Origin of the sequence: Phenylobacterium sp. LjRoot219, from assembly GCF_964252995.1 — a bacterium.
In the GTDB taxonomy this organism is placed as follows: Bacteria; Pseudomonadota; Alphaproteobacteria; order Caulobacterales; family Caulobacteraceae; genus Phenylobacterium.
Genome location: NZ_CAXUQI020000001.1, coordinates 2,494,926 through 2,518,512 on the forward strand (window position 1 = coordinate 2,494,926; position 23,587 = coordinate 2,518,512).

Below are 23,587 nucleotides of genomic sequence, written 5' to 3' on the forward strand. Positions count from 1 at the left end.
AAGGCCCCTGCCCGTCCGGCGATGGCTGCGCCGCGAAGATCGATCGCGGCGCAGCCATGCCTACAGGAGAAGCGTGCCGCTTACTGGGTGCCTTCGGCGTACCAGGTGCGGAACTCGCTGTACTTCGGCATCTCTTCCGAATTGGCCTTCGGGTCGATCACCACGTGGACCACGCCGACCTTGCCGCTGGCGTAGGCCCGCTCGATGGCCGGCTTGATGTCTTCCGCCTTGGTGACGTACTCGCCGTGGCAGCCGAAGCCTTCGCCGATCTTGTCGAACCGGACGTCCTTGCTCCAGTGCGTACCGGTCTCCTCGGTGCCCTGGCCGAAGGTGCGCTTGTAGACGCCGACTTCGAGGCCCCACTGGTTGTCCACGCCGACGACGCAGACCAGCGGCAGTTTGCAGCGCGCCGCGGTTTCAAGCTCGGCGATGTGGAACATGAACGAGGAGTCCGAGGTCAGCAGCATCCCCGGACGCGACTTTCCGGTCGCCGCCTTGTCCGCCAGCATCGCGCCCGTCGCGTAGGGCAGGCCGGTGCCGATGTGACCGAAGTTCTGGTTCCAGATCACGTCGTGCGGCTTGCACTGCGAGTAGGTCCACTGGAAGATCACCGTGGCGCCGCCGTCGCGGATCATGATGCCGTCCTTCGGGAAGGCCTGCGTGGCCTCCACGACGAAGCGCGAGGTGTGGATCGGCACGTCGCCCGTGCCGTCGGTCTTGGTCAGCGATTCCTCGGCCAGCGAGTCAAGCTCCGCCTGACCGTCCTTCATGAACTTGGCGAGGCCCGGCGCCGGCGCGCGCGGGGTGTCCTTCAGCGCCGCGATCAGTTGCGGGACGACGCCGCGAAGGTCGCCGACCAGCGGCACGTCGATCGGACGGTTGACGCCGATCGCGTCCGGGTCCTGCTCGACGTAAATCCACTTGCGGATGGCTTCGTTCTTCACCCAGTAGCGATGGCGGCCGTAGTGCACCGGCTCGCCGAGCTCGGTGCCGAGCGCCAGGCAGAGGTCGGATTCCGTCACCGCCTCGATCGAGGCGTTCGAGAACACGTACTGGAAGGTGCGGTCTTCGAGGCCCGGGATGTAGGAGGTGCCGCCCGAGGTCTGGATGACCGGGCAGTTCATCAGCTCGGCCAGTTCCTTCACCGCCGCTCCGCTGCGCGAGGTGTGGACGGCGTGACCGACCAGCAGGATCGGGTTCTTGGCTTCGCGGATCAGCTTCGCGGCCTCGGCGATCTTGTCGATGTCCGCGCCCTGGTTGACCAGGCGGTAGCGCGACGGCGCCAGCGGCTCGGGAACGTCCAGCTCTTCGTTGATGATGTGGCTGGGGAACTCGATGTAGACCGGGCCGGGGGTGCCGCCCACCGCCTTGCGGATGCCCTCGCGGATGATCTCGTCCGTCTGGTCGGCGTATTCGATCGACGCGGCGTACTTCACCGAGTTCTCGAACAGCGGCATCTGCTTGACGAACTGGATGCGGCCGCGGCGGACGCGCTGCTCGGTCACCCGGGCGCGCTGGCCGCTGAGGAAGATGACCGGCGAGTTCTCGACCAGGCAGCACTGGATGGCGGGCGCGGAGTTGGCGATGCCCGGGCCAAGCGTCCCGATGCAGACGGCGGCCTTGCCGGTGATGCGCGAGGCGGCTTCGGCCATGAAGCCGGCGGCGGCTTCGTGGTGCGGGGCAATGACGGTCCAGCCGCGGCGCTCGGCCGCCAGGAACATGTGGACGAAGTTCGGGTCGGGAATGCCGAACAGGGTGTTGATCCCTTCGGCCTCAAAAAGCTGCAGAATGCGTTCGTAAACCGGTACGGACATCAAGGACCTCCCTGTCTCAAGCGGACATTCCTCAAGCGAGACGCCGCGGCGGTTATTGGGCGGGCGAGCATCCTCGGGTGCACGCCCGGTGGCAAGCGCACTCACGTCGAACCTGGCGACCACCACGCGGTCGCCTTCGCCAATGCAGGACGCCACGTCGACCCCCTTCGGAGTCGGCGTTTTTCGGAGGCGCGATGTAACCGCAGCGCCCCACCGTCGGCTTGACATTTTCGGACAGCGACATGGCGCCGGGCGGCGCGCAAAGCGTCCGCGTCCCCGCGGCCTTCCACACAGTTCTCGCAAGACATTCCGGCCAAGGAAGCATGAAGACTTGGGTCGACTTTGGGCTTCAGCGCGAATCTCTTTAACCTATCAGCAATAGATTTAGCGCTCTGCTTAGGCTTCCCCGGGACCACGCCCCGTAGGACGTGGCCGGCTCGACGAGGTTGGAATGATGACTGTCATCTCCCTCGATGCGGCGAGACAAAAGCGCCGGCGGCTTGAACCGGTGACCGAGGAATCTCGGGCCGCCGCGGCGCTGGACGGCTTCGCCGCCGGGTATCTGCCCTTCACCGACGTGCTGCAGGCCCTCGTGGCCCCGTTTCAGGACCCCCTGCCCGCCGAATGCGTGCGGATCGGCCAGCGGCTCTGACTGACGCCATCGTACCGCCAAGTTCACCTGCGTAATTGACGCTATCGTATCGCTAAGCTTCACTTCCTAGGCTCAAGCCTGGGGGGGCTGGAGATACGCGCATGCGCGCCCGGCTCACCAGCGTCTTGGCCGCGGTTCTCGCCGCGGGGCTGATCACGCCGGCGATCGCCCAGGGCGGCCTACGGCAATTCAACGTTCCCCTGACCGGCGCGGCCGAGGTCCCCGGCCCCGGCGACCCGAAAGGCGGCGGGACCGCTGCGCTCCGGCTCGATCTCGCACGCAGCCAGATCTGCTACGACCTCAAGGTGGCCAATATATCGCTGCCTGCGACCGGCGCGCACATCCACCGTGCCCCGGCGACGGAATCCGGCAGCGTGGTGGTCCTGCTCAGCGCGCCCGGCCCGAACGGCCTCAGCACCGGCTGCACGGCGGTGACCCACGAACTGGCGCAGGAGATCCTCGCCGACCCCGCCCAGTTCTACGTCAACGTCCACACCACCGACCGCCCGGCCGGCGCGCTGCGCGGCCAGCTTTCCGCCCCACAGGCCAAGCCCGCCCCGAAGTGAGCCCGCGGCCGCCCGCCGCCTCGTCAGTGGCGGGTCTGCCGGGCAAGCTCCGCGCGGTTGCGGGGCAGGATCCGCGACAGCGCCGTCTCCAGCTCGCGCGCCGAGTAGGGCTTGGCCAGCAACGGGAAACCGCGTGACCCTTCCTGCGCGAGGATGGCGCTGTAGCCGCTGGTCAGCAGCACCGGCATGTCCGGCTGCAGTTCGCGGATGCGCTCGGCGAGTTCGATGCCGCTCATCCCCGGCATGACGACGTCGCTGAACACGAGGTCGTAGTCGGCGTCGTCCTGGGCCAGGGCGTCCAGCGCCTCGCGGGCGTTGCGGGCCCAGTCGGGGCGATAGCCGAGGTCGCGCATCATGCCGACGCAGAAGTTGCCGACCTCCTCGTTGTCCTCCACCACGAGCGCGTGCAACGACCCCGGCGCGGCGCCGTCATCGGGCGGCGTACGCACAGCGAGGTCGGACGACGCGACCGCCGTCGCCTGGCTCCGCGGCAGATAGATGGTGAAGTCCGCCCCCGCCCCGGGCTCGCTCGATACCCCGACCGTGCCGCCGGACTGTTTGGCGAAGCCGTAGACCTGGGAGAGGCCGAGCCCCGCGCCCTTGCCCGTCTCCTTGGTCGAGTAGAACGGCTCGAAGATCCGCGGCAGCAACTCCGGGGCGATGCCGACCCCGCTGTCGCGGACCGTCACGGCGACGAACTCGCCCTTGGTCGCCGCGTGGCTCCGCAACGGCGGGATCTCGTCGACCATGCTGCACTCGATCGCCAACTCCCCCCCGCCCTCCATGGCATCCCGCGCATTGATGGCCAGGTTCATCAGCGCCGTCTCGAACTGGCAAACGTCGGCATCGACATGACAGGCGCCGATCGGCGCGTCGGTGCGGATATGGATCCGCGGGCCGACCACCTGGCGCAGCAGTTCGGAGACGTCGGCGATCCGCTCGGCGATATCGAACTGCTCCGGATCGAGCCTCTGGCGCCGGGCGAAGGCGAGCAACTGCTGCGTCACCTTGGTCGCGCGCTCGACGGCGTCGTCGATCGCGTCGACATAGCGCCGCCGCCGGGCCTCCGGCAGGTCCGGGTTCTTCAGGAGGTCCACGGCCGAGCGCACAATGGTCAGCAAGTTGTTGAAGTCGTGGGCGATGCCGCCGGTGAGCTGGCCGATCGCCTCCATCTTCTGGGCGTGCCGGGCGGCCTCCTCGCGATGCACCCGTTCGGTGATGTCGCGACCGACGACATACAGGTGGTCGGCGTCGCCGAACGCCCGCCAGGAGAACCGGTGGTAGCTGCCGTCGCGCGCGCGCAAACGGCTCTCGAAGTTCATCGCCGTGGCGCCGTCGCGGACGCGCTCCTTCTCCGCCACCACCGCCTGGGCGTCGTCAGGATGCAGCAGGTCCATCCCGCGCATCATCTCGGCCTCGGTCCAGCCGAGCAGGGTCTGCCAGGCGCAGTTCACCGCCAGCACCTGGCCCTCCCCGTCAGTGACCGCCATCAGGTCGCTGGAGAGCTCCCACATCCGCTCGGCCGCGCCGGGCGGAGGGCGTCCTTCGGCTGTCCGGCCCATGCCGTCGTCTCCGCTCCTTGCGAGCCGGGTGGCGGACGCCGCCGCGGGCGCGGCGATGTTTCGCCCCGGACTCCGCAGTGCAGGCGGAACGCCGAGCGGCGAAACTTGCTCCGGCCAGCGTCGGCGGCCGCGCCGGTCCGCACGTCAGCAATTTAGGATCGGCGGACGAGCGTCAGTGAACCCCGCGCGGCGACGCCATCGCCTCGTCGTCGAGCCGCTGGGCCTGGTCGAGCCAATGTTCCGCGAGCGCGAAGAACGACGCGCGGAGCTGCGGCTCGATGCAGGTCTCTCCCATCTCCGTGGCCGCCAGAGCGCGCGCTACGCATTCCCCACGGGTTTGGCTTTGGTCCTTCATGATCACCTCGGGCCCTTTGGCCGGCAACGATCCCAGGCTGGCGAGGTTCCTACGGCCGCGCCGCGCGGGGGCCGCTAGCTCAGCGGCCGCAGCGGCCGATCGCCGGCCTTCGGCTCGGCGACGCTCGGGCGATCGGCGCCCTGCGGCTCGAGCGCGGCCGCACTATCGACCTCGCTGCGGGCGACGATCAGCAGCAGCACGCCGCACAGCACCCACATCAACGCGTCGGCGACCGAGCCCACCAGCGCGGTGGCCAGTCCGATGGCGATGATCAACAGGGCGATCACCTCGCTGACGCCGCCGGCGACCCGGGTCGCGCGACCGGCGTCCTTGCCGGCCCGCCAGAGCACGGCGCGCAGCGCGCGGCCGCCGTCCAGCGGCAGCGCCGGCAGCAGGTTGGCGATGCCGAGCACGATGTTCAACGAGGCGACGGCGGCAAGCGCCCGGATCAGCGGATCGCCAGCCCCCGCCACGTAGGCGACCCGCGCGAAGGCGATGAGGGCGAAGCTTGCGAACAGCAGAAATACCGGCCCCGCCGCGGCCATGGCCAGCTCTGCGGTGGCGGCGCGCGGTTGATTGTCGAGCTCGCGAGGCTCACGCGAACCGAACGGGCCGCCAGACGTCGGCCGCCAGCCGAACAGCCGGCCGACCAGGCCCTGGGTCATTTCGTGGCCGACCAGCGAGAGTGCGGCCCCGGCCAGGTAGACCGCATTGGCGACGCCGACGCCTTCGGAACCGGCGGGGAACTGCATCAGCGCGGCCTGCGCGACGCTCCACGACAACAGCAAGCTCAGGAACACCCACCCCGCTCGACCATCGATGCGTCGCGTAGCTGCGACCGAGATCATTCCGCGGCTCCCCCGAAGGCGCTGCATTCCCGCGCCACTATCACCGAGCTGGGCGCGACAATCTGTCCGCTGGAAGACAGAACGCCGGCCTGCCGAATCACATCTCGTCGTCGTTGTCGGGCCAGGCCGGGCCGCCCAGCCGCAGCAGACAGATACACCCCTGCCAGGCTTCGACGACCGGATAGCGTCGGCTGTCCTCGGTCAGCCGACGCGCCAGCTCGTCGCGCGACGTGAAGGCGACCTCGCCGGAAGACAACACGTGGCCGCTGGCATCGAGACAGAAGACCACGATCTTCTCCCGCTCGCCGGGATCCGGCCTCGCCGGCGCGCCCAACGCGAAGCCGTCGATCGCTGGCTCAGCCGATGGGCCGCGCCGCAGGGCGCGCTCCAATCTCGCACTTGGCTCAGGCGGCTGCCCCGTTGCAACGCGCCGCCGGGTCCACCCGGAGTATGCGCCGCGCCGCCGATTTGCATTCGGCATCATCCTGCCCCTCGTACTGAGGTCACCCAGTTGACGGCGACTTGGGCACAGGTCCGTACAACGCCGGACAGTTGTCGCGATCAAGGTTGCGCAAACAAGTTTCCTGCCGACCGCATGGGCGCCAGGCGCCACGCGGTTGCACACCTCGATCGACGACCTTCAGACGTCCGTCGCCGTCGCGCTATAAACCGCGCTGGCGCTCGTTCGCTCCGCGGCCCGGACGTTAAGGCTGGCAGTGCGGCAAACGGGTCACTTTAGCGCCGCGATCAGGCCTGCGGTGTCGTGCGCCAGCATGGCGGCGCTGATCCGCGCCACATAGGCGGTGTTGATCGCCTCGCGCTGGAAGGCCGGGTCGTTGACCACGAAGATGAAGTAGGCCCGCGCCAGATAGACCCCGTACTGCAGCATCGCCTCGTCGAAGCCCGGCGGCTCGATCCCGTGGCGGGCCAGTTCGTCGAGGTAGTGCCTGACCAGCGCCGGCTCCCACCGCGGCCGGTCGGCGGGATCGAGCGCGCAGACCACATGATAGGCGACCTCGGACATCGCCGGCCCGTGCGTCGGCAGGGAATCGAAGAACCCCGGCGTCCCGTCGCGGTCGACGTAGAGGTTGCCCAGGTGGGTGTCGCCGTGCAGCAGGCAGTGGGGTTCGCGCCTGGACAGCACCACCATCTTCTCGAGCGCCTCCTCCATCCAGTCGCCGCTGTGGAAGCGCATCGAGGCCGCCGCCCCGCGCGGAGAGTCGATGAAGCGGCTCCAGGTCCCCGACTGCAGGAAGAGCTCCGCGTATTTGCGGGTGTCCGGCAGGGAATTCTGCAGCCAGTCCCAGCGGCCGCCGGGGGCAAACTCCGGGCTGTTCCAGGTCTTGGCGTGGAACTGCGCCAGCACCGTCAGGCGTCGTGCGACTTGGTCGTGGGTCTGCGGCTGCAGCGGATGGCAGAAGGTCACGCCGCGGGCGACCAGGTCCTCCATGACGATGACGCCCTGCCCGCGCTCGGCGTCGTAGTCGGCGAAGTAGCAGGCCGGGCTCGGCAGCGGCAGGACCGGGAAGATGTCGCGGTAACCGCGCACCTCGGTCTCGTGCATGTAGGCCATCTCGCGGCTGTGCGGTTCGAAGCCGCCTTTCAGGATCACCGTCTCCGGAATCCCGGCGCGCACGGCCGCCGCGTCGAGGTCGAGCCGCAGGCGGACCTTGGTGCAGGTCCCGTGATTGACGTCGACGATCTCGACGCCGCGCACCGCGACGTCGGGCGCGCGGGTACGCAGCGCCGCCGTCAGCCAGTCTCGGTCGATCTCCTCCAGCGCCAGCGGCAGCGGCAGCGGGCTTCGTTTTGAGGACACGGGCGACTCCCTAGACGACCTCTCTCGGCGGAGGCCTGCCGCATCAGAACCCGTCCCTCGGACGAACGCCACCCGCAGCTGAGGAAATTGCCGCTTGTCGGCCGCGCATTGTCGGTCAGTCTTCGGGGAACGCGCACGCGAGATGCGCCCGCTCCACGAGCGAACCTGGGAGGCGACGATGGCGACCTATGTCCTGGTGCATGGCGGCGGTGGCGGCGGATGGGTCTGGGGCCGCTTGGCGCCGCGGCTGCGCGCCGCCGGCCACGAGGTCTATACGCCCACCCTGACCGGGGTCGGCGAGCGCTCGCACCTGCTACGCGCCGACACCGACCTGGAGACCCACCTCGCCGACATCCTGGGGGTGCTCTTCTACGAGGACCTCAGAGACGTGATCCTGGTCGGGCACAGCTACGGCGGGATGGTGATCACCGGGGTCGCCGACCGTGCGCCGGACCGCATCGGCCAGCTGGTCTATCTCGACGCCGCGACGCCGCAGGACGGCGAGTCCCTCGTCGACCTGTCGCCCGTGCTGATGGCGCTCGCCCGCCAGGATGCCCGCATGATCGACGGCGTCGAGGTGGTGCTCGGGCCGGACGCCGCGGCTACCCGCCAGGTCGGTTCGCAGGACGACGCGATCCGCGCCTGGAAGGCCCGGCGGCAGACGCCGCACCCCTGGATCTCCTTCGCCCAGCCGCTCCGGCTGACCAATGCGGCGGCGCTGGCGCGCATCCCGCGCACCAACATCAACTGCACCTCGACGCTCGCCATGCGCCCGAAGGACAAGGTGCAGCGTGCTCTGACCGCCGACCGGGTGTGGGAGATCGACACCACCCACGACCTGATGATCACCGAGCCGCAGCGCGTCGCCGAGATGCTGCTGTCGCTGGCCGACCTCTAGGAGAGCCGAGCCGTGGAATTCATCGAGTACAGCGTCATCGGCCGCGTGGCGGTCGTCACCCTGAACCGGCCGCAGCAGGCCAACGCCCAGAACCAGGCGCTGCTGGTCGAACTGGACCAGGCCTTCGACCGGGCGGTCGCCGACGAGGCGGTGCGGGTCATCGTGCTGAAGGCCAACGGCAAGCACTTCTCGGCCGGCCACGACCTCTCGCCCAAGCCGCCGGTCGAGGGCGAGAAAGGCCTGCTCGACGACGTCGCGGAGAACGGCCTGCTCGGCCTCTACCGCTGGGAGGCCAAGCACTACCTCGGCTTCTGCCGCAAGTGGCGCGACCTGCCGAAACCGACCATCGCCGCGGTCCAGGGGGCCTGCATCGGCGGCGGGCTGATGCTGGCCTGGCCATGCGACCTGATCGTCGCCGCCGACAACGCCCGCTTCAGCGATCCGGTCGTGCGCATGGGGATCGGCGGGGTCGAGTACCACGGCCACACCTGGGAGTTCGGCGCGCGCAAGGCCAAGGAGCTGCTGTTCACCGCCGGTTTCATCGACGCCCACGAGGCGCACCGCCTGGGCATGGTGAACCGGGTCGTCCCGCTCGAAGAGCTCGAGGCGCACACCCTGGCCCTGGCCGAGGAGATCGCGCAGATGCACCCGCACGCGCTGCTGATGGCCAAGCAGGCGGTCAACCAGACCCTGGACGCCATGGGCCAGCACACCGCCATGCAGGCGGTGTTCAACCTGCACTCGCTCGGCCACGCCAACGCCTGGGCCGCCCGCGGCTATCCGGTGATGGCCGGGCTCGACGAGATGGTCCGCGCCAACAAGCAGGCGCAGCCCAAGCCTTAAATCAGCCGACCTTCAGCCGCTGGGCGAGCCACGCCTCGTCCGGCAGCGGATGGCCCCTCAGGCCCGCCGTGCGGATCGACAGGCAGCAGATCTTCAGGGCGGTGAAGTCCTCGTACCACTCGATGTCGGCGGTCGAGATCCCGGTGACCTCCCCCCACAGCGCGATGGTCTCCTCGCGCGTGCCCATCCCTTCCAGGGTCGGCCGCGCGCCCGGCAAGGCGCCGTGCATCATGCCCGAGATGAACAGCCACCAGGCGAGGTCGTGCAGCGCGCCGCCCAGCGACGGCTGCTCCCAGTCCATCACCGCGACGACCTCGAAGGTCTCGTCGAACATCATGTTGCCGAGCCGCGCGTCGCCCCAGACCACCCCGGCGGGCTGGTTGGCCGGCCAGCTGGACTTGAGCCGCTCGATCGCCCGCTCCAGCACCGGCCAGGGGCGGTCCTCCTGCACCCAGGCGACGAAGCGGACGTATTTGTCCCACTCCTGGGCGAGCCCGTCGCGGGCGTGCGCCGGGCCGGCCAGGAACTGCAGCTTGTCGAGCGGCGTGCTCTGGATCGCCGCCAGCTGCCGGACGCCGTTCTCCCACATCCGCGCCCGCTGCGCCGGCGTCGCCTCGGCCACCCAGCCGCTCTGGGCGTACGGCGGCACGCTGACCGCCACCCGGCCCTTGACCTTCTCCATGACGAAGAACGGCGCGCCGAGCACCTCGGCGTCGGGCTCGAACCACAGCGGACGGGCGACGCGGACGCGGCCCTCGTCGTGCAGCAAATGCATCAGCCGGTACTGCTCCTCGAACAGGGTGTCGGGATAGACCGTGTGCCGCGTCGGCCGGATCCGCACCACGCAGCCCTGGGCGACGTCGCGGCCGTCCTGCCGCCAGGCGGCGTCGAACAGGATCGTCTCGTGCGACTGCCCGGCCCCGAAGGGATAGGCGAGGTTCTCGATCCGCACGTCCTGGGCGCCCGGGATCTGCACGGCGAGCCACCGGCCCAGCTGATCGGCCAGGCGGGACAGGTCCCGCACCTCCGGCGCGACGATCACATTCGACATGGCGCTCCTCCCGGACCGCAGTGGCTGCGGCCCATCAATTCCTTATTTCGAACTTTCGTTCGCTTATATAGGCGTACGAGAAGCGGCCTCGCGGGTCAAATCTTTCCTCCCCGCGCCGCGCGAGAGAGGAAGCCGCACGATAAGCGCTAGTGCGGGACGCCGGCGATGAAGGCGGTGACCCGATCGCAGGCCGCGCGCAGGCTGCGGCCCATGTGTTCGATCTCGTCGCCCCGCGCCATGCGGTCGAAGCCCACCAGGCCGAGGACGAAGGCGACGTTACCCGGGGCGTCGAACACCGGCGCCGTCACCGACAGCACCCGGTACGACTGCGCGGGATCCAGGTTCACGCCGGCGGCCGCGGGGAACTCGAGGCGATCGGCGGCGAAGGCCTTCTCCGCCGGCTCCGAGGCGGGCAGGCTCGGATTACGCACGCTGAACATGTAGCCGCGCTCGCGCGCGAAGGCCATCGACGCAAACATGTCCGACCGTTGCTCGGGCGTCGGCGGCGGCGTGGTCGTATTGAGCCAGGCTTCCGCCTCGGCCTGAGGCGACCAGGCGTAATAGATGGCCGCGAACGGCGCCCGCAGGCGCATGCGGGCGCCCATCGGCGGCGAATTCCCCAGGTGCGACACCGACGCCGCGCGCTCGCGCACCACGACGTCCTCCTTGTCGAGGAAGAAGGCCGAGCAGATCGACTCGAACTCGTCGGCCAGCGCCCGCATCTCCGGCTTGGCGATCTGCAGCGGCGAGGCGTGCTCGGCGGCGACCCGGCCGATGGCGACCAGCGCCGGACCCAGGACATAGGCCTTGTCGCTGGCGCGATAGAGGTAGCCGACCTCGACCAGGCCGGTCAGCAGCGCGTGGCAGGTCGCCCGGCTGAGCTTCAGGGCCCGCACGAGATCACTAAGGGTGAACGCCTGGCCGGGATGTTCCGCGATGAAGTTCAGGATGGCGGCCACGCGCAGGACGCCGGGAGAAGAGCGCGCCATTGAGTCTTTCGCTATTTCGAACATGCGGAATAAGCGGAGGAACTTCGGCCGTCAACTGCGGCTCAGCTTGAGCTTGGGCGGACCAGGGGCACCACCTCATCGAGGATGCGCCGGACCATGGCCATGCGGTCGATGCGGGTGGCCGGGGTGAAGATGATGTGCCGCGCGCCGGCGTCGACGTATTCCTGCACGCGCGCCGCCACCTGCGCCGCCGTGCCGGCGGCCGCCACCCGGTCGACGAAGGCGGAAAAGTCCTGGTCGTAGTTGCCGCCGAGGAAGCCGGCGGTCTCGCGCCGCGCCGCCTCAGGATCGTCGCCGACGTTGGTGAACAGGAACTGCATCCATTCGAAGCGGGCCAGATCGCGTCCCGCCTCGGCGGCGACCTCGCGGATGCGCCCGACCGACTCGGCGTAGGCGCGCGGCGAATAGAGATAGGGCATCCAGCCGTCACCGAGCCGGCCGGCGCGCACCATCGCCGGATCCTTGCGCCCGGCGACGACGATCGGCGGCCCGCCGGGCTGCACCGGCGCCGGATGAATCCGCACCTGCTCCATCGGGTAGAACGGCCCCGGGTGGGAGATCTCCTCGGCGGTCCAGAGCTTGCGGATCAGCGGAATGGCTTCGTTGACGCGCCTGCCGCGCTCCTGCACCGGCACGCCGCAGGCGCGGAACTCCTGCTCGTACTCGCCGCCGACGCCGACGCCGAGCGTCACCCGGCCGCCGGTCGTCTGGTCGAGGTCGGCGATCTGCTTGGCGACGATCGCCGGCGGGTAGAGCGGCAACAGCAGGATCGAGGTGCCGATCCGCACCCGGCGGGTCAGCACCGCCAGCTGCGCCAGTTTGACCATCGCTTCCGGCGAGGGATTGCGCGAGGCGACGTGCCCGCCGACCCAGAGCGAGTCGATCGGCAGATCCTCGAGCGCCTCCACCTCCTCACGGACCGGCGAAGCAGTGAAGCCGAAGCTGAGCTGGTTCAATCAGGCGCTCCCGTTGCCGCTGGCGCCGAAACGCCCCCTCCGTCTCGCGCCTGCGGCGCGATCCACCTCCCCCGCTTCGCGGTGGAGGAGCAAGATCGCTGCTCCCCCGCCTGCGGGGGAGCTGTCAGCGAAGCTGACTGAGGAGGCGCGCCGATCACAGCCCCAGCAGGCGATAGCTGTCGTGCCGGGTCACCGAGGCGCCGAGGCGGCCGACGAAGACGTTGATGATCGCCGGATCGACCCGGCGGGTGATCGACCAAAGGAAATAGCCGTAGACTGGGGCCATCCGATATTGGGCCCAGGCCGTCTCCGGATCCGGCGGCTCGCCGCCGAGGCCCCGGAAGGTCTCCAGATAGTGGTTGAGCAGCGCCCGCTCCTCCCGCTCGGCCACCTCCACCGGCAACACCGCGGCGATGTGATAGGCGACGTCGAGCGCCCAGCCGCCGCGCTGCAGCAGCTGCCAGTCGATCAGCCCCGGCCCGGCGGCGGTGCGGAAGATGTTCCCGGCGTGGCTGTCGCCGTGGACCAGCATCTGCGGCAGGTGCTCGTCGCGCTCGGCCAACGCCCGCATGCCGGCCATCAGGAGGCTTGCGTCGCGGGTGCGCTCGGAAAGCCCCTCGCCTCGCGGACCGTTCAGCATCTCCTGCAGCAGGGGCTCCGGCACGTACTCGCCGCGGGCCAGTTCGGCGATCCGCCGGCGCACCCAGGGCGAGGCGTCCAGCAGGTCGCGGCGGACGTTCAGCTGGGCGAGCTGATCCAGGCTCGCGGCCGCCTCGTCGGCCGTGAAGGCCTCCAGCGCCGTACAGAACCGGCCGCCCTGGGCGATCACGTCGCGCATGATCACCACGCCCATCGGGTCCTCGCGGTCGACGACAGTGCCGACGCAGTCGGGGACCCGCACCTGCAGGTGCGGCGCGAGCTTGTCGTAGAAGTCGGCCTCCAGGACGGTGGTCGGACCGCCCTTGGCCATCTGCGGATCGACGTCGAGCAGCCCCTTCAGGCAGAGCGCCGCCTGGCCGCCCTCGAAGGTCGCGACGAAACGGACCTTGGTGGCGACGGTCTTGATCACCTCGACGGTCTCGACCGCCGTCACCGGCACGCCGCCGGTGAGCGGCTCGAGCGCCTTTGTCAGCCAGGCGGCGTCGAGCGCCTGCGCCAAGGTGCGGGGAACTTCCAGCGCAGGCATCTGCGACCTCCGTGACGACGTCGGGTTAGAGCGGTTTGCCGGCGGACAGGCCGCCGTCGACCGGCAGGTTCACACCGGTGATGTTGCTCGACAGGTCCGAGGCCAGGAACAGCGCCGCCTTGGCGGTGTCCAGCGGGTCGATCACCCGGCCCAACGGATAGGCCTGGCCCATCCGTTCGATCGCCGCGTCCGGCAGCGGCCCGCGGTCGCCGGTGATGAAGCGAGTGGCCATGCCGGCCGGGCAGACCGAGTTCACGCGGATCCCCTCGCCCGCCACCTCGATCGCCAGCGCGCGGGTCAGGTTGACCACCGCGCCCTTGGTCGAGCCGTACAGCACCCCGCCCCAGCCGATCAGGCCGGCCACCGAGGCGGTGTTGACGATCACCCCGCCGCCGCCCTGGGCGCGGAACTGTTCGACGGCCAGCTGGCAGCCGTAGATCACGCCGTTGACGTTCACCGCGTAGAGCTTTTCGATCTGCGCGTCGGTGTTCTCGACGAGCTTGGCCATCGTCCCCTGCTCGGTCTTCGGCGAGGGGATGCCGACGTTGTTGTAGATGACGTCGATCCGGCCATAGGCCTCGACCGCCGCCTTCACCGCCGCGGCCACGTCGGACTTCTGGCTGACGTCGCAACGGACGGCGCGCGCCTCGCCGCCGGCGGCCTTCACCGCGGCGATGGTCTCCTCCAGCAGGTCGAGCGCGATGTCGGCGCAGATCAGCCGCGCGCCATGGGCGGCGAACAGCTCCGCCGCCGCGCGACCGACGCCCGACGCCGAGCCGGTGATGACGACGCTCTTACCCTTCAGCAGTCCTTCGATCACGGCTCAGGCTCCCTGGATGTTCATGGCTTGGATCTGTTGGTAGACGCGCAGGCCTTCGACCCCGCGCTCGCGGCCGACGCCGCTCTGCTTCCAGCCGCCCGACGAGGCGTAGGCGCTGAGCAGGCCGCCGTTGACGTTCACCGTGCCGGTGCGGATCTTCGAGGCGACCCCGATCGCCTGCTTGATGTCCTTGCCGGTGACGTAGCCGGACAGGCCGTAGGGGCTGTCGTTGGCCATCTCGACCAGGTGGTCGAGGTCGCGGTAGCCGATGACGCTGACGACCGGGCCGAAGATCTCCTCCTGCGCCGCCGGGTTCTTGTTGTCCGGGGTGTCGAGGATGGTCGGCTCGAAGAAGAAGCCCTTGGCCAGGCCCTCGGGCCGCTTGCCGCCATAGACCACCTTCGCGCCGGCCTCGACGGCGAGGGCGACGTAGCGTTCGCAGCGGTCGCGCTGGGCGGCGCTGATCACCGGGCCCATCTGGGTCTGCGGATCGGCGGGATCGCCGATCTTCACCTTGGCGAGCGGCGCGGCCATGGCTTCCAGCGCCTGCGCCTTGTCGGCCTCCGGCACGAACACCCGGGTGCCGTGGGCGCAGCCCTGGCCGGCGTGGCCCATGGCCACCATCGCCGCCGCCATCCCAGCCTGGGCGACGCTGTCCGGCATGTAGATCTGCGCCGACTTGCCGCCGAGCTCGAGCTGCAGCCGCTTCATGGTCGGCGCGGCCTGCACCATCACCTGCTTGCCGACGCCGGTGGAGCCGGTGAAGGCCACCATGTCGACGTCCGCATGGGTGGACAGCGCCACCGCCCCGCCCGCGCCCTGTTCGGCGATCACGTTAAGGACGCCCGGCGGCAGCCCGGCGGCCTCGGCCGCCTCGCCGAACACCAGCGCCGCCAGCGGCGTCAGCGGGTTCGGCCGCAGGATCACCGTGTTGCCGGTGATCAGCGCCGGCAGCACCTTCCAGAGGTTGGTGTAGAACGGGAAGTTGTAGGCCGAGATCGCCGCCACGACGCCGACCGGCAGGTGCCGCCGCAGGCTCTGGACCGCACCGCCGCGCGGCGTCAGCCGCTGCTCGAACGGCAGCGGATTTTCCTCGAACTCCGGCAGCTGCAGGAACAGCTCAATGGTGTCGAGCCCGTGCTGCAGCGGGGCGTGCACCTGGGCCGCCATGCTGCCGGAGCTGACCGGGCAGCCGGCCTCGCGCACAGACAGCTCCACCAGCCGGTCGCGCTGCGCGGCGAGCGCGGCCATCAGCCGGCGCAGCGCCTGCGCCCGCTCGGCGGCCGGCAGATCGCACCAGACGCCACTGTCATAGGCGCGGCGCGCCGCGCCGATCGCCGCCTCGACCTGGCCGGCGGACGCCCCGGCCACCTCGGCGATGACCTCTTCGGTACCGGGATTGATGACCGCGAAGGTCTCCCCCTCCCCGGCCACGGCTTCGCCGCCGATGTAGAGGCGACCGCGGCCCGCCGCGGTCAATTGCGATTGCGGAGTGTGGATGGTCATGCTGGCGTTTCCTCGGGCGTCCGTTGCGCCCCGGAACACGCCGCGGCGGCTGCCTCTTGTCCTGTGGATCAGGGATACCGACCGACCGCCGCGCCAGCAACCCTCATTTTTCTCTATTTAGAACATCCGTTCGCATTTTATGACATATTGAGCCGCCTCACAGGAGGGTGAACCGTTCCCGGCTTCGCTTGACTTGCCGTTCCCCAAATCGGTAGGTTGTTCGCCATAACGAAATATGTGTCGCAAATTCGCGTCGACGAAGCGACGGAGGAGACCACAGATGTCCTTGGACCAAACCCTTGCCGACCGTCCCTCCGAGAGCGGCAAAAAATCCCGCCGCCGGGTGATCGACGCCGACGCCCACTGCGACGCGCCTTATGAGATGTGGGCCGAGTACCTGCCGGCGCATCTGCGCGAGTTCGCGCCGCGCATTGAGCACGGCGAAGAGCACGACTGGATCGTGTTCGAGGGCAAGAAGCGGCCGGTGATGCTGATCGGCAACCAAGCCGGCCGCACCGGCAAGGACTTCAAGATGGTCGGCCGGCGCGCCGACATGCGCCCGGTCTGGCTGCCGGAAACCCGGCTTGCCGACATGGATACGGACGGTCTCGACGCGGCCGTGCTGTTCGGCGGCGGCCCGCTCCCCACCTTCAACGTCGATCTCTACCTCGCCAGCTTCGAGGCCTACAATCGCTGGCTCTGGGACTTCTGCGCCGCCGACCGCAAGCGGCTGGTGCCGGTCGCCTATGTGCCGATGCGCGATCCGGAAGAGACGGTGCGCATGCTCAAGGACGTCCACAAGCTGGGCTTCCGCAGCGTGAACATCCCGGCCTTCCCGATGGCCAAGGGCGACGCGACCGCCACGTCGATCGAGGTCCGCGCGCTCAACCGCGCCCAGAGCGCGGCGCTGAGCGGCGATCCCGGCGGCGACCGCTCCTACGCCGATCCCGAGTTCGACATCCTGTGGCAGACGCTGCAGGACCTCGACATGACGGTGACCATGCACCTGGGCGGCCGGGTCCCCCGCTTCGGCGAGAAGAAGTACTTCCTGGCCGACATGCCGATGAGCAAGGTCGCGATGATCGAGCCGGTCGCGATCTTCATCTTCAACGCCATCTTCCAGCGCTTCCCCAAGCTGCGCCTGGTGACGGTCGAGAGCGGCGTGGGCTGGATGGCCTGGCTGGCGGAGTATCTGGACCGCACCTGGGAAAAGCAGCGCTTCTGGACCGAGAGCCCGCTGACCGAGAAGCCCAGCTTCTTCATGGACCGCAACGTCTACGGCTCGTTCATCAACGACCGCATCGGCGTCCTGCTGCGCGACCAACCGGGCGGCAAGAACATCATGTGGTCGTCCGACTATCCGCACTCGGAGACCACCTTCCCCCACTCGCTGGAGGTGATCGAGCGCGACTTCGTCGGCATTCCGGAAGAGGACGTCCGCAAGATCGTCTGCGACACCGCCCGTCGGGTCTACGCCGTCGACTAGCGCGGCCCAATCGCACGGCGCGCGCGCCTTCAAGGGCGGGCGCGCCGATCGCGTAAGTAGAACAATAAAAAGAACAAAATAGCGTTAGGGAGGTGCGCGTCGTGGCGCAGATCGAGTTGGAACGCGCCGGCGTCGCTCCGCCCGACGAGCGCATTCGTCCGTACGCCTACTACGCGCTGGCCGTCCTCACGGCTTCCAGCATCCTGAACTTTGTCGACCGCCAGATCCTCTCGATCCTGGCCCAGGCCGTGAAGGCCGACCTGGAGCTGACCGACACCCAGCTGGGCTTTCTGCTCGGCACCTCCTTCGCCGTCTTCTACGCCGTGGTCGGCATCGCCATGGGCCGGATCGCCGATGCGGTGTCGCGCACGCGCCTGATGGGCGGGGGGCTGGCGCTCTGGTCGCTGATGACGGTGCTGGGCGGGGCCGCCAGCAACTACGCCACGCTGGCGGCGACGCGGATCGGCGTGGGCGTCGGCGAATCCACGGCCAACCCCTGCTCCCACTCGCTGCTCGCCCAGTATTTTCCCGCCAGCCGACGGGCGTTTGCGCTCGGGGTCTACCTGTCCGGCGCCTTCATCGGCGGCGCCGCGGCCCTGCTGGTCGGCGGCCTGATGCTGCAGCACTGGGGCGACCTCTGCCGCACCCTGCCGGTAGGCGGCGCCTGCAAGGTCGCCGGCTGGCAGGCGGCGCTCGCCACGGTCGGCGCGCCGGGCCTGCTGCTCGCCGTCCTGGTGGCCACCCTGCGCGAACCCGCGCGCCCGCCGACCGGGGACACCCGCCCCCTGCCGCGCCTGGTCGTCGAGGAATTCGGCTCGGCCATCCCGCCGTTCACCTTCGTGACCCTCTACGGCCTCGGGCGCGCGCGCGCGGTGGGCGCCAACCTGGTGTTGATCGTCACGCTGGCCGCGGCGGCGCTGTCGCTGATCCAGTTGACCGGCGACCTGCTGCAATGGGCGGCCCTGGCGCTCGGCGCCTATTCGATCCTGACCTGGGGCCAGGTGCTGCGGCTGCGGGACCTGCCGCTGTACAGGCTGACCTTCGGCTGCCCGACCTTCGCCCTGGCCATGATCGGCGCGGCCCTGGTCGCCTGCGTCATCGGCGCGGCGAGCGCCTGGGCGGCGCCTTTCGCCATGCGCGAACTGGGCATGTCCCCCGGCTCGGCCGGCCTGTGGCTGGGCCTGACCCACGCCGTCAGCGCCGCGGCCGCGGTCGTCATCGGCGGATGGATCACCGACCGGTGGAAGCGCCGCGACGTCCGCGCGCCGATCTGGATGTGTCTGGTAGCCCTGCTCACCTCGGCCCCGCCCATGGCTCTCATGCTGACGGCGGACAGCGTGCCGGCCTATCTAACGGCCTACTTCTTCTTCGGCTTCTTCGGCTCCAGCTGGTCCGGGGCGATCGCCGCCCTGGTCCAGGACCTGGTGCTGCCGCGCATGCGCGGCGCTGCGGCCTCGGCCTTCGCCCTGGTCAGCATCGTCATCGCCTCCGGGGCCGGCCCCTACTGGGCCGGCAAGGTCAGCACCCTCACCGGCTCGCTGGCGCTCGGGGTCATCAGCATCCAGGCGCTGACGCCGATCGCCGTCGGCGTTCTGCTGATCGCCGCCCGACGGCTGAAGGGCGAATCCGAAACCACCCGCCGGGCGCGCGCGAACGCCGCCGGCGAACCCCAACCTGGCCTAGCGCTGGCCTGAACGCGCGGAGGCAAGACGATGAATTCACTCGAGGAACCTATGAACAACGTCCTGATCGGCGACGATTCCATCTACGAGGAGCTCTACGACGTCCGGCGCGAGGCCGAGCACGCCGGCAACCTCGTCGAAGAGGACATGAACCCGGCGATGAACGCGCTGCGCGAGCGCGCGCCGGTGCAGAAGGGCTTCCTGCGCGAACTGCTGAAGCTGCCGCACCACCAGCGCCACGTGTTCGCCGTCGGCCGGCAGGGCTACACCGCCCTCACCTGGGACGCCTGCAACGCCGCTTTCCGCGACCACGAGCGGTTCTCCTCGAAGGTGATGCACACGCCCTCGGAGAGCGGCGAGCAGCGGCTCGGCATCCTGGAGATGGACGAGCCGGAGCACCGCACCTTCCGCGCCACCATCCAGCCGATGTTCCTGCGGCCCAAGACGCTGACCTGGTGGCGCGACCGCTTCATCAAGGACATCGTCGAGACCCTGGTCGCCAAGATCGCGCAGAACGACCGGGCTGAGCTCAACCTGCAGCTCTGCGCCCGGGTGCCGGTGCACACCATCACCCGCGCCATCGGCATGGAGGGCGATGACGCGATCATCTTCCGCCAGAACCTGGTCCGCACCAGCGCCCACGGCCGCATCTCGATGGACGAGGCCCGCGCGGCGAGCGCGACCGTCGACCGGATGCTGATCGAGCTGATCGCCAAGCGCCGGGTCGAGCCGGGCGACGACGTGCTCAGCGGCCTGATCCAGGCCGAACTCGACTTCCCGGACGGCGTGCGGCGGCCGCTGACTGAGCGCGAGATCGTCATCATGACCAAGCTCGTCATGCTGGCTGGCGGCGGCACCTCCTGGCGGCAGATGGGCATCACCATCTGGGCGCTGCTCACCCACCGCGAACAGCTCGAGGCGGTGCGGGCCGACCGCAAGCTGATCGACAAGGCGATCGAGGAATCCGTGCGCTGGAACCCCACCGACCCGGTGTTCAGCCGGCTGGTCGCTCAGGACACCGAACTGGAGGGCGTGCAGTTGCCCGAGGGCTCGGTGCTGGAGATCTGCCTGGGCGCGGCCAACCGCGACCCGAGCCGCTGGGACAACCCGGACGCCTACGACCTGCACCGTCCGCTGCAGAGCCACATGGGCTTCGGCATGGGCGGCCACCAGTGCCTGGGCATGAACGTCGCCCGCAGCGAGATCTGGGTGGCCATCAACGCCCTGCTCGACGCCTTCCCGAACCTGCGGCTCGATCCGGACGCCCCGGCGCCGCACATGACCGGCGGCCTGGAGCAGCGCGGCATGTCGGCGATCCCTGTCCTGCTGCGTTGATCGCGAGCCACTGGAGACGATCGAAATGAGCCAACAGCCCCCCTCGGCCGCGCAGCCGACCGACACCAGCCTGCTCGGCGAAGAGCACGTCCGCGTCTACCGCGAGACCAACGGCGAGACCGGCTACCTCTGGAACGGCGCGCCGATCCTGCTGCTCACCACCAAGGGCCGCAAATCCGGCGAGCCGCGGACCATCGCCATCATCCACACGACCTACAAGGACGGCTGGGTGATCGTCGCCTCCAAGGGCGGCGCGCCGAGCCATCCGGCCTGGTACCTGAACGTGCTCGACGATCCGAACGTCGAGGTTCAGGTGAAGGGCGACGTCTTCCAGGCGACCGCCCGCACGGCCGAAGGCCAGGAGCGCGAGGAGCTCTGGGCCGCCTCGAACCGGACCTGGCCGAAGTACGACCTCTACCAGTCCCGCACCGACCGCCAGATCCCGGTCGTCGTGCTGGAACCGAAGCGCAGCTAGCCGAGAGACCTCCCCCTCGGGCCGCGCCCGCCCTTATCCAGGCTTGCAATATCGAAATCCGATGTTGTAACGCCGACGAGCTCCTATTGGGGGAGCCGTTGACGATGAGGCTTACGTGGCGCGGCCCGCTCTTTCCGCTTCCCGGACCACGGAAGTGCTCGACCTGCTGACGGCCTTCCCCGGGCGCGCCTTCACCATGGCCGAGATCGTCCGCGCGACGAAGATCAACGTCGCCTCCTGCCATGCGGTGCTGGCGGCGCTGACCAGCCGCGGCTACCTGACCCGGCTGCCGCAGCAGAAGACCTATGTGCTGGGCCCGGCGCTGATCGCCGTCGGCCCCGCCAGCCGGCTCAGCCAGCCGCTGATCGCCCGCGCCCAGGACGCCGCCCGCGAGCTGTTCAACGAGACCGGCGTGCCGGTGCTGCTGAGCACCATTGTCGGCGAGGACATCCTGGCGCTGACCTCTCTCGTCGACCGCGCCGGGCGCAGCGCCGGCATGCGGCTCGGCCAGCGCATGCCGCTGGAGCCGCCGCTCGGCGCGCACTTCGTGGCCTGGGCCTCGGAGCCGGCGATCGAGGCGTGGCTCGCCCGCGGCGGCGAGCAGGACCCGGAACTGGTCCAGGCCTGGCGCGACGCCCTCGCGCTGGTCCGCAAGCGCGGCTTCCAGGTGACCCTCGGCTCGAGCATGGAGACCGAGTTCGCGACGCTGATGGCCGAGATGGCCTCCGGCCGGCAGCCGATCGAATACCGCGACCAGGCGACCAGCCTGGTCGGCGCCCATCCCTGGCGGCTGTCTCAGCCGGACACCATCGAGCCAGCCGAGCTCTACGACGTGGTGCTGATCGCCGCGCCGATCTTTGACCAGAGCGGCGAGGCCCGGCTCAGCCTCTGCCTCGGCGGCTTCGGCGAGAAGCTCACCGGCGCGCAGATCACCGCCTACGCCGACCAGCTGCTGCGCGTCTGCCTGCAGGTGATGCGCGAGGATCGGGGCGGCTGACGCCGCCCGCCGGCTCAGGGCGCGAACCAGCGGTCCTTGGCGACCACCTTCGGCTGCTCCGGATCGCCCTCGTAGGCCGGGGTCATGATCTGCAGGCCGTGTTCGTTGAACTGGTCGAGGATGTTGCGGTGCAGGTCCGTGTAGACCCGCGCCATGAACTTGGCCTCGTCGGAGTAGCCGTTGATCTCGTAGATCACCGCGAAGTCGCCCAGCTGCTTCTGCAGCACGAACGGCGGCGGATCGAGCAGCACGCCCGGCGTGCGGCGCGCCGCCTCGATCAGCAGCGCCTCGACCAGCCGCCAGGGCGCGTCGTAGCCGATGCCGATCTCGGTGTGCAGGATTAGCCGCCCCTCGCGCGCCGGCAGGCTGTAGTTCGTCACCTCGCTGCCGAGGATCGACGAATTGGGGATGGTGACCTCCTCGTTCTTCACCGTACGCACGTGGGTCACCATCAGCCGCACGTCGGTGACGTCGCCGAGCACCTCGCCGATCCGCACCCGGTCGCCGACCCGGAAGGCGCGGCGATAGAGGATCATGTAGCCGGCGACGACGTTCGCCACCGCCGCGCTGGAGCCCAGCGAGAGCATCACCCCGGCCAGGATCGACAAGCCCTTGAAGGCGTCGGTGTCGGAGCCGGGGATCAGCGGATAGGCGATCACCAGCGCCATCGCCACCACCGCCCCGCGGACCAGGTTATAGGTCGGCCCGGCCCATTCCTGCTCGAAGCGGCCGACCGTGATGCTGCCGTCCTCGATCGCCTCGAAGTAGAGGCGCGCCAGCGACAGGCCGAAGCGGGTGACGAAGAAGATCAGCGCCAGCAGCAGCAGATTGGGGATCGCCGCGACGAAGCCGTCGGCGAAGCTGGAGAGCGGTTCAGCGACGGCTTGCGCCAGCCGCCGGCCGGCGCCGCGGGTCCAGGGGAACTGCGACAGGACGTATTCGGCCAGGAAGAACAGCAGCACCACGACCGCCACCCAGCGCGCGACGCTGAGCACGCCGCGCAGGCTCCGCCACAGGTGCGCCACGCGCCGCATCCGCCGCGACGCCGTCGTCAACACCGCGACCCGCTGATCGAAGGCGCGCTGGACCAGTGCTTCGCCGCGATCCAGCAGCCACAGCACGGCGCCGAAGGCGATCGTGGCGACCGCCACGGCCACGCCGGCCCGGACCATGCTGGCCACCAGCTCTTGCGGCGTCCGGCCGCGGCGATGCTCGACGATGGCGCGGTTGATGCGGTCCGCGTACACCCGGGCGAGCAGGCCTTGCGGGACGTCCTCGGCCGCCGCGTCGGCCTCGGTCACCGCCATCACCACCCGGGAGTCGCCGATGATCTCGGTCACGTCGGCATTCGGGCGGGTCGACAGGGTCCCCGGCCGAAACGCAGCGTCGGCCGCCAGCGCCTCGATCTTGCGGCGGATGTTGTCCGCCCGCTGGGGCGCCGGATAGGCTTCGATCCCGCGCACGTGGAACAGCACCCGGCCGTCGACCTCCACGGCCGCCCCGGCTTCGGGAGCCTCCGCCTGAGCAGCCGCGCCGGCTTGCGCCAGGGCCGCCGGCGCCAGCCACAGGCAGAACAGCAGGACGAGCAGCCCGCAAATTGGCCCAAGACGCCGTCCTGATGTCGAACTGACAGCCACGAACCGCTCCGCGCGGCCCTTGCGGGCGACCTGGATTTCCTGCCCGGCTACAGCGCCGCGGACGGCGCAAAGCTTGAGCGATCGCTCCA

General features: G+C 69.7%; 22 protein-coding genes. 9 read left to right on the forward strand and 13 right to left on the reverse strand.

Annotation, left to right across the window (positions count from 1 at the left end):
• Positions 1–80 precede the first annotated feature (80 nt).
• On the reverse strand, positions 81–1,814 hold the full coding sequence (locus tag ACSQ14_RS12255) for a thiamine pyrophosphate-binding protein (protein WP_436013086.1): 1,734 nt from the start codon (positions 1,812–1,814) through the stop codon (positions 81–83).
• 451 nt (positions 1,815–2,265) lie between these two features.
• Between ACSQ14_RS12255 and ACSQ14_RS12260 the strand changes: the two genes are divergently transcribed.
• A complete protein-coding gene (locus ACSQ14_RS12260) occupies positions 2,266–2,466 on the forward strand; it encodes a hypothetical protein (protein WP_436013088.1) in 201 nt (66 codons plus the stop codon).
• Between the two features lie 101 nt (positions 2,467–2,567).
• On the forward strand, positions 2,568–3,032 hold the full coding sequence (locus ACSQ14_RS12265; RefSeq protein WP_436013090.1) for a CHRD domain-containing protein: 465 nt from the start codon (positions 2,568–2,570) through the stop codon (positions 3,030–3,032).
• Between the two features lie 23 nt (positions 3,033–3,055).
• Here the strand turns inward: ACSQ14_RS12265 and ACSQ14_RS12270 are convergent, their stop codons facing one another.
• From ACSQ14_RS12270 to ACSQ14_RS12290, 5 genes are all read right to left on the reverse strand, one after another.
• Entirely contained in the window at positions 3,056–4,594 is a 1,539-nt protein-coding gene (locus ACSQ14_RS12270) for an ATP-binding protein (protein ID WP_436013092.1), read from the reverse strand.
• Positions 4,595–4,766: 172 nt separating this feature from the next.
• On the reverse strand, positions 4,767–4,949 hold the full coding sequence (locus ACSQ14_RS12275) for a hypothetical protein (protein WP_436013094.1): 183 nt from the start codon (positions 4,947–4,949) through the stop codon (positions 4,767–4,769).
• Positions 4,950–5,023: 74 nt separating this feature from the next.
• The gene (locus tag ACSQ14_RS12280) at positions 5,024–5,797 is read right to left on the reverse strand and encodes a site-2 protease family protein (RefSeq protein ID WP_436013096.1); all 774 of its coding nucleotides are present in this window, start codon (positions 5,795–5,797) and stop codon (positions 5,024–5,026) included.
• Between the two features lie 97 nt (positions 5,798–5,894).
• On the reverse strand, positions 5,895–6,188 hold the full coding sequence (locus ACSQ14_RS12285; protein ID WP_436013098.1) for a hypothetical protein: 294 nt from the start codon (positions 6,186–6,188) through the stop codon (positions 5,895–5,897).
• A 339-nt stretch (positions 6,189–6,527) separates the two neighbouring features.
• Entirely contained in the window at positions 6,528–7,616 is a 1,089-nt protein-coding gene (locus tag ACSQ14_RS12290; protein ID WP_436013100.1) for a phosphotransferase family protein, read from the reverse strand.
• Between the two features lie 178 nt (positions 7,617–7,794).
• Here ACSQ14_RS12290 and ACSQ14_RS12295 point away from each other — a divergent pair, with 178 nt between their 5' ends.
• Both ACSQ14_RS12295 and ACSQ14_RS12300 read left to right on the forward strand, forming a co-directional pair.
• Positions 7,795–8,514, forward strand: coding sequence for an alpha/beta fold hydrolase (locus tag ACSQ14_RS12295; protein ID WP_436013102.1), 720 nt, complete (start codon positions 7,795–7,797; stop codon positions 8,512–8,514).
• A gap of 12 nt (positions 8,515–8,526) precedes the next feature.
• Positions 8,527–9,357, forward strand: coding sequence for an enoyl-CoA hydratase (locus ACSQ14_RS12300; protein ID WP_436013104.1), 831 nt, complete (start codon positions 8,527–8,529; stop codon positions 9,355–9,357).
• Between the two features lies 1 nt (position 9,358).
• On the opposite strand, the gene ACSQ14_RS12305 is transcribed toward ACSQ14_RS12300, so the two are convergent.
• The 6 genes from ACSQ14_RS12305 to ACSQ14_RS12330 form a co-directional block, all read right to left on the reverse strand.
• On the reverse strand, positions 9,359–10,408 hold the full coding sequence (locus ACSQ14_RS12305) for a phosphotransferase family protein (RefSeq protein ID WP_436013106.1): 1,050 nt from the start codon (positions 10,406–10,408) through the stop codon (positions 9,359–9,361).
• A 146-nt stretch (positions 10,409–10,554) separates the two neighbouring features.
• Positions 10,555–11,397, reverse strand: a complete 843-nt coding sequence (locus ACSQ14_RS12310) for an IclR family transcriptional regulator (RefSeq protein ID WP_436013108.1) — start codon at positions 11,395–11,397, stop codon at positions 10,555–10,557.
• 62 nt (positions 11,398–11,459) lie between these two features.
• Positions 11,460–12,374: an LLM class flavin-dependent oxidoreductase gene (locus tag ACSQ14_RS12315; RefSeq protein WP_436013110.1), complete on the reverse strand. Its 915-nt coding sequence runs from the start codon at positions 12,372–12,374 to the stop codon at positions 11,460–11,462.
• A gap of 154 nt (positions 12,375–12,528) precedes the next feature.
• A complete protein-coding gene (locus ACSQ14_RS12320; RefSeq protein WP_436013112.1) occupies positions 12,529–13,560 on the reverse strand; it encodes a phosphotransferase family protein in 1,032 nt (343 codons plus the stop codon).
• 25 nt (positions 13,561–13,585) lie between these two features.
• Positions 13,586–14,380, reverse strand: a complete 795-nt coding sequence (locus tag ACSQ14_RS12325) for an SDR family NAD(P)-dependent oxidoreductase (protein ID WP_436013114.1) — start codon at positions 14,378–14,380, stop codon at positions 13,586–13,588.
• 3 nt (positions 14,381–14,383) lie between these two features.
• Positions 14,384–15,886: an aldehyde dehydrogenase family protein gene (locus ACSQ14_RS12330; RefSeq protein ID WP_436013116.1), complete on the reverse strand. Its 1,503-nt coding sequence runs from the start codon at positions 15,884–15,886 to the stop codon at positions 14,384–14,386.
• A gap of 280 nt (positions 15,887–16,166) precedes the next feature.
• Here ACSQ14_RS12330 and ACSQ14_RS12335 point away from each other — a divergent pair, with 280 nt between their 5' ends.
• From ACSQ14_RS12335 to ACSQ14_RS12355, 5 genes are all read left to right on the forward strand, one after another.
• On the forward strand, positions 16,167–17,372 hold the full coding sequence (locus ACSQ14_RS12335) for an amidohydrolase family protein (protein ID WP_436013118.1): 1,206 nt from the start codon (positions 16,167–16,169) through the stop codon (positions 17,370–17,372).
• A gap of 101 nt (positions 17,373–17,473) precedes the next feature.
• Positions 17,474–19,066 carry an MFS transporter gene (locus tag ACSQ14_RS12340; protein WP_436013120.1) on the forward strand — a complete coding sequence of 531 codons (1,593 nt, stop codon included), beginning with the start codon at positions 17,474–17,476 and terminating at the stop codon, positions 19,064–19,066.
• Between the two features lie 39 nt (positions 19,067–19,105).
• Complete coding sequence (locus tag ACSQ14_RS12345; RefSeq protein ID WP_436013122.1) at positions 19,106–20,389, forward strand: cytochrome P450; 1,284 nt, start codon at positions 19,106–19,108, stop codon at positions 20,387–20,389.
• Between the two features lie 25 nt (positions 20,390–20,414).
• Positions 20,415–20,864: a nitroreductase family deazaflavin-dependent oxidoreductase gene (locus ACSQ14_RS12350; protein WP_436013124.1), complete on the forward strand. Its 450-nt coding sequence runs from the start codon at positions 20,415–20,417 to the stop codon at positions 20,862–20,864.
• Between the two features lie 115 nt (positions 20,865–20,979).
• The gene (locus ACSQ14_RS12355; protein ID WP_436013126.1) at positions 20,980–21,861 is read left to right on the forward strand and encodes an IclR family transcriptional regulator; all 882 of its coding nucleotides are present in this window, start codon (positions 20,980–20,982) and stop codon (positions 21,859–21,861) included.
• Between the two features lie 14 nt (positions 21,862–21,875).
• On the opposite strand, the gene ACSQ14_RS12360 is transcribed toward ACSQ14_RS12355, so the two are convergent.
• Entirely contained in the window at positions 21,876–23,498 is a 1,623-nt protein-coding gene (locus tag ACSQ14_RS12360) for a mechanosensitive ion channel family protein (protein WP_436013128.1), read from the reverse strand.
• Positions 23,499–23,587: the final 89 nt, after the last annotated feature.